This is a genomic window from Psychrobacter sp. UBA3068 (genome assembly GCF_002366815.1).
Classification (GTDB): domain Bacteria; phylum Pseudomonadota; class Gammaproteobacteria; order Pseudomonadales; family Moraxellaceae; genus Psychrobacter; species Psychrobacter namhaensis.
In genome coordinates, this window is record NZ_DFBY01000005.1 from 1 (window position 1) to 8720 (window position 8720).

At 43.7% G+C, this 8720-nt stretch carries 7 protein-coding genes and 1 pseudogene; 5 read left to right on the forward strand and 3 right to left on the reverse strand.

Annotated features, from left to right (window positions below; genetic code table 11):
- Positions 1-259 precede the first annotated feature (259 nt).
- Entirely contained in the window at positions 260-463 is a 204-nt protein-coding gene (locus B2P60_RS00755; RefSeq protein ID WP_286738913.1) for a hypothetical protein, read from the reverse strand.
- A gap of 21 nt (positions 464-484) precedes the next feature.
- Between B2P60_RS00755 and B2P60_RS00760 the strand changes: the two genes are divergently transcribed.
- Together B2P60_RS00760 and B2P60_RS00765 are read left to right on the forward strand one after the other, a co-directional pair.
- Entirely contained in the window at positions 485-1951 is a 1467-nt protein-coding gene (locus B2P60_RS00760; protein ID WP_286738914.1) for a M16 family metallopeptidase, read from the forward strand.
- Positions 1952-2022: 71 nt separating this feature from the next.
- Positions 2023-3591: a M16 family metallopeptidase gene (locus tag B2P60_RS00765; protein ID WP_286738916.1), complete on the forward strand. Its 1569-nt coding sequence runs from the start codon at positions 2023-2025 to the stop codon at positions 3589-3591.
- A 159-nt stretch (positions 3592-3750) separates the two neighbouring features.
- Here the strand turns inward: B2P60_RS00765 and B2P60_RS00770 are convergent, their stop codons facing one another.
- Both B2P60_RS00770 and B2P60_RS00775 read right to left on the reverse strand, forming a co-directional pair.
- Entirely contained in the window at positions 3751-4242 is a 492-nt protein-coding gene (locus B2P60_RS00770; RefSeq protein ID WP_286738917.1) for a hypothetical protein, read from the reverse strand.
- A 334-nt stretch (positions 4243-4576) separates the two neighbouring features.
- Positions 4577-5545, reverse strand: coding sequence for a D-Ala-D-Ala carboxypeptidase family metallohydrolase (locus tag B2P60_RS00775; RefSeq protein ID WP_286738918.1), 969 nt, complete (start codon positions 5543-5545; stop codon positions 4577-4579).
- A gap of 256 nt (positions 5546-5801) precedes the next feature.
- Here B2P60_RS00775 and rodA point away from each other — a divergent pair, with 256 nt between their 5' ends.
- The 3 genes and pseudogenes from rodA to B2P60_RS00790 form a co-directional block, all read left to right on the forward strand.
- On the forward strand, positions 5802-6944 hold the full coding sequence (gene rodA, locus B2P60_RS00780; protein ID WP_193006925.1) for a rod shape-determining protein RodA: 1143 nt from the start codon (positions 5802-5804) through the stop codon (positions 6942-6944).
- A gap of 1154 nt (positions 6945-8098) precedes the next feature.
- Positions 8099-8440 (forward strand): annotated as a pseudogene (locus tag B2P60_RS12305) (septal ring lytic transglycosylase RlpA family protein); the annotation flags it as partial.
- Positions 8441-8549: 109 nt separating this feature from the next.
- Positions 8550-8720, forward strand: a 171-nt coding sequence (locus B2P60_RS00790; protein ID WP_286738923.1) for a helix-turn-helix domain-containing protein, incomplete at its 3' end; no start/stop codon positions are given.

The following is an 8720-nucleotide window of genomic DNA, read 5'->3' on the forward strand; positions in this document are numbered from 1 at the left end:
TTGAGTGCGTCAAATGTGGTCATAAAGCCAACGCTGATATTAATGCAGCTCGTAATATTTTATCGGCAGGACATGCCGATTTGTCTGCGGAGGGAGGATGCAGTCAAGGTCGCCCGTTGAAACAGAAAACTTGCGACGGTCGTGAGAAAGTCGCCTAAAGGCTAACGCTTTTAGAATCCCACCCTTGAGCTGTGCGAAAGTGGGGGGAGTGTGTCAAAACCTCGTATTAGGAATTATCTATGGCCTCGCTATCCAACAGTTACAACAAGCGTGATAAAAAAATAACCCATATCAGCGCCGCTTTACTACTAACGACCATTGTGCTATCAGTGATAGGATGCAGTACCACGCCAGACTTTAAGCCAACTGCCAGTGTGATGGTTGGGGCGCATAAATCTTTATAACGCCTTCTATTGCTATCGTTAAAGCGGGTATATGCACCCATCAGTTTATAAGTTGCCATTTTATATAAGTAGACCCTATCATGTCCTCGTTTTTGCCACTATCTACTCCATCACTACGCATTGCCTGTGCGTTAGCCTTAGCGACCTCACTTGCCGCTTGCCAAACCAGTGCAATGGATACCGGCGCCCCATCGACTGTTCAACATCCAGTCACTCAAAACCCCTTAGGCCAAAGTCAAGAGACGCCATCAGCGTTAGCCATTGATATGTCCGGTCGCCATGAATACCAGTTAGAGAATGGACTAAAAATAGTGGTAAAAGAAGATCATCGCGCACCAGTCGTGATGACTCAAATCTGGTATCGGGTCGGCTCAGCAGATGAGCCACTTGATAAAGGTGGTATCTCTCATCTGCTTGAGCACATGATGTTCAAAGGCACGACCGATGTGTCAAGTGAGGATTATGAGCGTTTGATTGCCAAATTTGGCGGGGTCAATAATGCTTTTACCAGTTATGACTACACGGGTTACTACGAGCTGTTCCCGGCCAATCGCTTGCCGTTAGCGTTAGAGCTCGAAGCGGATCGAATGAAAAACTTAACCTTCAATGATAAAGAGTTTGCCAAAGAGCATCAAGTGGTTATGGAAGAGCGTCGTCAACGCACTGATGACAATCCACTTGCCAAAGCTTACGAATCCTTTCGCTTATTAGCGCTCCCCGATAGTCCAAAAGGTGAATCCGTCATCGGGCCGATGGCTGAGCTGGAGTCAATTACGCTCGCAGACTTAAAAGACTGGTACCAGACTTGGTATGCACCAAACAACGCTACCTTGGTCATCGTTGGGGATGTGGAGCCAACAGAAGTATTGGCTCAAGTCAAACGTTACTTTGGAGATTTAAAACCCAGCGACTTACCTAAACGCCCCGCGGTCAGTCAAAAAGCTTTTCGGGGTTATCAGCAAGTCGACTCTGAGCAAGCCGTACAAGTCCCTGTGCTACTCATGGGTTATAACGTACCGAGTCTTGTGTCTGTAGATCCAAACAATGAAAATCAAGCTTACGCGCTCTCACTTGCGCAAGACGTGTTAGACGGCGGGCTGTCTGCACGTTTGGAGCGTCGACTGATACGTGAGCAAGGCCTGCTCACCGCCGTGGGTACCTCTTATGACTTATTGGATCGCGGCGATGGCCTATTTTTGATTCAAGCAACGCCGCGCGAAGGCGTGAGTTTAGAGCAAGCACAGCAAGCCATCACCGCCGAGATAGAAAAGCTCAAAACCAACCCAATAGCTCCCGATGAAATCAGCCGAGCCAAAACCAATACGGTCACGGGCCTCGTTTACGCACAAGATAGCATGGAAGGACAGGCACGCATGATTGGCTCATTACAATCTATTGGGCTTGATGACAGGCTGCTTGCCGAGCTGCCTACTAAGCTTGATAGCGTGACGATCGCTGACATACAAGCTGCGAGCAAAAAATATCTAGTCAAGAACAATTTGACAGTAATGCACGTCGTCCCACCTAAAGAGCAAGCAGAGAACTAGAAATAATGGTGAGGTTTTATTTATGCAATGCAACCGCCGACCACACATATTTCATTTATAAGAAGACATCCATGACTCAAAACAGTGATTTAGTGCAAAGAAGAAAAAAGCCTGCGAACAGTGCCCTAATTTTGACACAAGTAGCAAATGCTACGCTTAAAAAGACCGCCTACCTGAGCGTTGGTGTGGGGCTGGGTTTGTCCACACTGACCATCACCGCACATGCGGATACAACAGGGTCCGAAGAATATCGAGGCTCTACCGCTGTAGTTGATACCAGTGCACCCATTGCCGCCTTATCCACACTGTCCAGCCTTGACGATGACAAACCTTTAAAAGTTACCCTACCAAAGATTCAACAGTTCAAAACCACAACTGGGGTGCCCGTACGCTTTGTACAAACGACAGCATTACCGATTGTCGATGTCGATTTGCGTTTTAATGCTGGTAGTGCGCGTGATACTAGCATTCGTAAAGAAGGTTTTGGCATTGCTAATATGACTGCCACCATGTTGACACAAGGCTCTAAAAAACTAGACGAAGATGAATTTACACAAGCCGTTGAAACGTTAGGTATCCATCTAAACAGCAGTGCCTACAAGGACATGTTTATTGTCTCACTACGTAGCTTATCTGACGACAAGCATTTACTGCCTGCCATTGATCTAATGACTCAAATGCTCAGCGAACCTGCGTTTGATGAGGACATTCTAGCACGCAATAAAGCAAGACTTTTAGTCGGCTTGCAACAGCAAAAACAAGACCCCAATAGTCTTGCCAGCATTGCTTTTAACCAAGCATTATATGGGGAGCATCCTTATGCTCATCCATCAGTCGGCACCCTTGATAGTGTACCGAACATCGACAAACAACAGCTGATAGCGTTTAAAAATCAGTATTTGGTCGCGGCCAATGCGTCTATTGCCATGACAGGCAATCTCACGCTAACCCAAGCGAAAAAACTTGCTGAAGATATCACCAATGGGTTACCTACCGGTCAGTCCGCAGCAGACCTACCTGAGCCGAAACCTCTTAACCAAGCAAAGCACATTCATATTCCGTTTCCAAGTACTCAGACCACCATTTTAATGGGGCAATTAGGGAGTAAACGCGCTACCAATCCAAAAGATCAGCAGCAGCAAACCAATTTTGCTGTCGGCAATGAGGTACTAGCAGGTGGCGATTTTAACGCGCGATTAATGACTGAGGTTAGGCAAAACCTTGGCTACACTTATGGAATATCAGGTTCTATGAATCCGATGCTGGCACGTGGCCCCTATCAGATTGGTTTTTCGACACGTAATGACAAAGCGCGCGCGGCCATTGAGGCCAGTTTGGAGGTTATCAATAACACGTTAGACCAAGGCATTACCAGCTCTGAGATGCGTCTGACAACGGACAATCTAAAAAACAGCTTTCCGATGGGCTTTGCGAGCAATGCAGGAATTAATGGCTTACTAGGTATGATGAATTTTTATCAATTACCAAATAGCTATTTGACCGACTATGTCAAACGTATTGATCAAGTAAAACTCTCAGAGATCAATCAGACCATGCGCGAGACGCTAAAGCCCGATGACTTCTTAATCGTTACGGTTGGACAGGATGACCCCTGGCAGGACAAAAACACTATAAAGTAGCGGTATAAATTCACTACCCACTACCCCAAAGGTAGGGAGTGTCTACGGAATACTGCCAAAGTAATACGACACAAATGAGGAGCGCTACAGATAGCGCCCCGCCTCATTTAGTAGTCACAAAAAACCACTAGCAAACGGGCTCATCAAAAAACGAGCGACTCAACTAGAGACGGTCACTGCAACGTCATAAACTAGATTTTTTGGCTTATAGGTGGCACCACTGTAGCTCAATCGAATCACATGCTTGTCGTAGGAGTCTACTTTGTAATCACCATTAGCAAAGTTATGCAATGCTGGCACTATTAACAGTGCTTCAATTTGCCTGTCGTTAACGCTAACCGAAATACGCTGACCCTCTCGCGGGTACAAAAAGTAATCACAGTGTTTATTGACCATGACTTCTGAGGTACGTTCAATAACCTGACTACCCAACGCTTCTTGGATCAGTTTTGGACAGACATCAGAGCGCTTAGCGGCCAGTCTGGCGTAAGAGTTTATGATGTTTTCTTCGATATCTTCAGCGTTTTGTAATTTTCTATCAAGGTTGGCCGCAGACTGTTCTGTAATCAGTAAGCTATTTTCAGAGGAACTCTCTGAACTACAGGCGCTGATAAACAAAAAAACGAAAAAAACTGAACTAAACAATGCCATATACGTATTAGTGGACTGTAGAAAGCTTTTTTTAGATTGATGGGATTTATTCGCCTTCGCTCTTGTTAAATACCGCTTTTTCATAAATCCTACTTATAAGAAGTGCTGTTTTTACTTTATATATTAAACGACATGAAGGAGAATAACAGACTTATTATCTTTCACATATCAGCTGTCACCGCCAGAAACTTTTGATGATTTACGCATCTAGCTTCTGATTTTAGGGCATTTGACACATGATACTTCATTCTCTAGACACTATTATACCGCCTCTGATTTCATCTTATTACTATCAATTCATACTGATGGGTCTATTATTAATGGAGTAGACCCCTCAATAACGGCATGAGGAGCTGCTACTTGCATGATTAAAGCCCCATTTTCGATAACCATCAGTGTCTAGATGAATGGCACCCGTAGCATATAGCCCTAGACCAAAATTGTGAGGCTCGCCCTGATATTGCCAAAACTGACACAGTCCATCTTGCATGGTGCTAAGCCGCCATAAATTGTCTTCATATTCTGGTACCCAAATGTCTATGGCGCTCGCATTCATGTGTTTACTACTATCAGCACCGCCAGCACAGTCATTAAGTCCAGGACTGCGGTATACTGAGCGTATCTCACTACTGGCTGGCAGAATACCTTGGTGTTTGAGCTCCGTATACAGACGTAACGTCGGCACAATGTTTGCCCATAGATGCTGCGGTGGTAGTTGATAAGGCTCATAGCCGCATTTGCTCCAACTACGAGCCGTGGTCAGTAGCTGAGACAATGGCGGTACATTTTGCGCGCCGACTCTGGCGCTTAAATAGCGCTGATAATCTGCTACTTGACGAGCCCGGTAAGTATTACTGTTTAGCCATGCATTAAAATCCATACTGGTAAAGGCATTGGCAGCACTATTATAAGTATTATTCGCGGTGCTGTATCTGTTACTACCGTAAGTTGTATCATACACAGGCGCACGTCGGTTGATACTCACCTGTTTATTTTCTTCGATAGACAAACTGGCAGCGAGGGCAAAGTCGCGCTGCTTTTGGGCAATCAATCCTTGCATACTATCGCCGTTTGTCGCATTTTCGCCACTTAGCATCGTAACGCCAGGAGTGTGGATCGAGGCACTGGTAGCAGGTTGGATATAGACACTACTATCAGCGCTACTGCCCTGACGTATTTGGATACGGCGCTCACTGTTGTCGCTAATAATAGCGGCATGAACAGGGAGACTGCTGGCACATATGAGTAGTGCAATAATAGGCTGATGAGTCTGCCTATAAGAATGGTTTTTTGTGTTGATCATTGCAAGAAACTACCGCTAAAAACGTTTTATGGATACTATCAAATTTTCAGCAAGCAGGCTAAACTATCGCCTCTAATCACAAGGGTAATATTCGTAATTAACACTTATCCTTATAATTTTTATAATTACGTGACCTTATTACTCACATGTTACTTCATCGGTAAGATGCTCCTAACATAGATACCGTACCAGCGTTCTAAAATCGTACTTTAGATAAAAACTTTCCTTTACACCAATTGTCAGACACCCTTTGCTTATGTCCTCTAATCCGCAATACCGTTTTTCACGTCAGAGCCATCATTTAGGTCAAGGTCATGCACCAACGCTATGGCAACGTGTGCATATAGATCCGTGGCTGACTCTTCTCTTATTAACAGTTTGCTGCATTGGTTTGACAATTTTGTATAGTGCAGCGAGCCAAGATGTTGCTATGGTTTTACGCCAAATGGTCAGCTATGGTGTGGCCTTTGCGGTGATGTTTATCATGGCACAGATACCGCCTAGCCTCTATCGCACTTTTACCCCCATATTTTATGTGCTGGGGTTAATCCTACTGGTGTTGGTTGATATCATTGGTGAAGTACGTATGGGTGCTCAGCGCTGGATTAACTTACCAGGATTTGGTAGTGTGCAGCCGTCAGAGTTTATGAAACTTGGCATGCCAATGATGTGTGCTTGGTTTTTATCCAAACGTGATCTGCCGCCCTCAGCGTCTAGTATCGCTATAACCTTGGCGTTAATCATTGTACCCGTGCTATTAATTGCTAAAGAACCTGATTTGGGAACATCGCTATTAGTAGCAGCCAGCGGTATTTTTGTGCTTTTTTTAGCGGGTCTATCGTGGCGATTGATTTCAGCAGCAGCAATTTTAGCAGTCCCTTTTATCGCCATTGCTTGGAACTTCCTGTTACACGATTATCAGCGTACGCGCGTCTTAACCTTACTCAACCCTGAAGCGGATGTACAGGGTGCTGGATGGAACATCATTCAGTCAAAGACTGCTATTGGTGCTGGAGGACTCACAGGAAAGGGCTATTTAGAAGGCACTCAATCACATCTACACTTCCTCCCAGAAGGTCACACTGATTTTATTATCGCCGCTTTTTCAGAAGAGTTCGGTCTGTTGGGTGTGATGTTATTGATGTTTATTTACTCCTGTTTACTCATGCGCGCCTTATACATTGCCTTTACTCACCCCGATGTCTATAGCAGGCTATTAGCGGGGGCCATTGCTATGTCTTTCTTTGTCTACGTGTTTGTCAATGTCGGCATGGTTGGGGGGCTTTTACCCGTGGTTGGGGTTCCTTTGCCTTTTATTAGCTATGGTGGTACCGCCATCGTCACCTTAATGGCGGGTTTTGGTCTGCTCATGTCTATTCACACCCATAAACCTAGCTGACATCATCGGCAAAAAACCCATTATTTTACTACCAAATCAAATGCTTATATTAATACCCCGCACCCTTAGCCCTTGAAATTTAGCAGCGATCACAGGATATAAGCACCTCAAAAGCCGTCACTAGCCAACGACAAAAATTTGGCTATTCAGGCTATTTTTATCCATATTAATATTTTGTTACTTTTAACGGATGCTAAATAATATGGGCCATTAACTGGCCCATTATTCGTCGTAAATGACAGATAAGTTATTATTTAACAAATTTATCTCGAGAAACTTCGGCAGCTAGTTTTTTAAAACCCCCTCATTATTAACCCGTACTGAAAAGTTTTAGTCCTTGTCTTTTACAAATAATTGCGTTAACCTCGTTTTATTGTAGTTATGATACATAACCCGTACATAGCTCCTAAGAAACTTTGCACTTAATTATATTGTGGTTGCAGCTTGGTCTTATAGTTAGCAGCTTGTCGGTTTTGAGCTTTCAAATAAACTACTTAAATAACGGTTTGATAACATAGAAACACTGAACACTCTCTAAAACCTTTATTAATTTAGCAATATCAGAAAGTTTGTAAACTTGACATGCAATGAGATGGGTACTCAATTTTTCATTGAAAATTAGGTGCTTTACTAAAATAGTTAACTATCATTTGAGCGTTTCATAAGTCCCTTCGGTCATATTACCGTTCTTACTTATGATAATGAAAAATTTCCATATATTAAAATCTATCAAAGCCTTGGTTTGACCTCAGTTATTACATGAAAAACAAATTGATGGTGAGGTTTTAGAAGCTGCGACGTGGTGAGATTATTTAAACCATGTGACAGTCAATCTGACAGTATCAGCGTTAGGTTTTAATGTATAAGTTATAGAGGTATCTATGAATAAGCGTTTATCTGGTTTACTTACTATGTCAGCAATGTTGTTTGCTGGCTCTGCAGTCGCTACTAATGCAAACGCTGTAGAAGCAAAAACCTCTCTTGCGATGATTTCACAAGATAACGCCTCCCATATCGATCGTGTGCTTGGCGAGCTTAGCCGTCAGCATGATGGTGCATCAAGTTTAGTTAAATCAGCACGTCAACCTACTTCATTGGCGCTTAGCAGCCCACTGTTAGCCAGTGATACTGCGCAAGTAACAAATGATGAAGATGTATTAGAGCGTCTGACAGCCGTCGCCTCTAACTCAGTCAGTAAGTTTAAGCAAACTGGCCTCGCCTCTTGGTATGGACGTAAGTTTCATGGTCGCAAAACAGCCAGCGGCGAAACTTTCGATATGAATGGGTTAACAGCGGCCCATCGCTCACTACCATTAAATTGCTATGTTAAGGTAACCAACAAAACAAATGGCAAAAGCGTTGTGGTAAAAGTGAATGATCGTGGTCCATTCCATGGTAACCGTGTGTTAGATTTGTCTTATGGTGCTGCTAAACGTCTTGGCATTACTAGTAAAGGGGTCGGTAACGTTGCCATTGAGCGTGTTTCAGGTCCATAGTTTTAAACCAGTCATGATTTAGTTTAGTCAGATCAAACAAAAAGCGCCTAACTATTTTGAATAGTTGAACTGCCCCCCATAAGTTGGACACAACTTATGGGGTATTTTTATGCGTTACGATCTAGACTTTAAGCTCAAAGTCATATCATACTATCGGCAAGGACATACCGGAGTTGCCACCGCCAAGAAGTTTAATCTTCATAAGAAAATGGTATCTAAATGGATTAAGCAATACCAGAGCGGTGGCATAGATGCCATCAAGCCAAAGGCGAGTAAAACT

What these genes read in the sequence shown, in the direction of transcription:
- B2P60_RS00775 (WP_286738918.1), bottom strand. Translation starts at nt 5,545, where the DNA reads ATGATCAACACAAAAAACCATTCTTATAGGCAGACTCATCAGCCTATT.
- rodA (WP_193006925.1), top strand. Translation starts at nt 5,802, where the DNA reads ATGTCCTCTAATCCGCAATACCGTTTTTCACGTCAGAGCCATCATTTA.
- B2P60_RS00755 (WP_286738913.1), bottom strand. Translation starts at nt 463, where the DNA reads ATGGCAACTTATAAACTGATGGGTGCATATACCCGCTTTAACGATAGC.
- B2P60_RS00770 (WP_286738917.1), bottom strand. Translation starts at nt 4,242, where the DNA reads ATGGCATTGTTTAGTTCAGTTTTTTTCGTTTTTTTGTTTATCAGCGCC.
- B2P60_RS00760 (WP_286738914.1), top strand. Translation starts at nt 485, where the DNA reads ATGTCCTCGTTTTTGCCACTATCTACTCCATCACTACGCATTGCCTGT.
- B2P60_RS00765 (WP_286738916.1), top strand. Translation starts at nt 2,023, where the DNA reads ATGACTCAAAACAGTGATTTAGTGCAAAGAAGAAAAAAGCCTGCGAAC.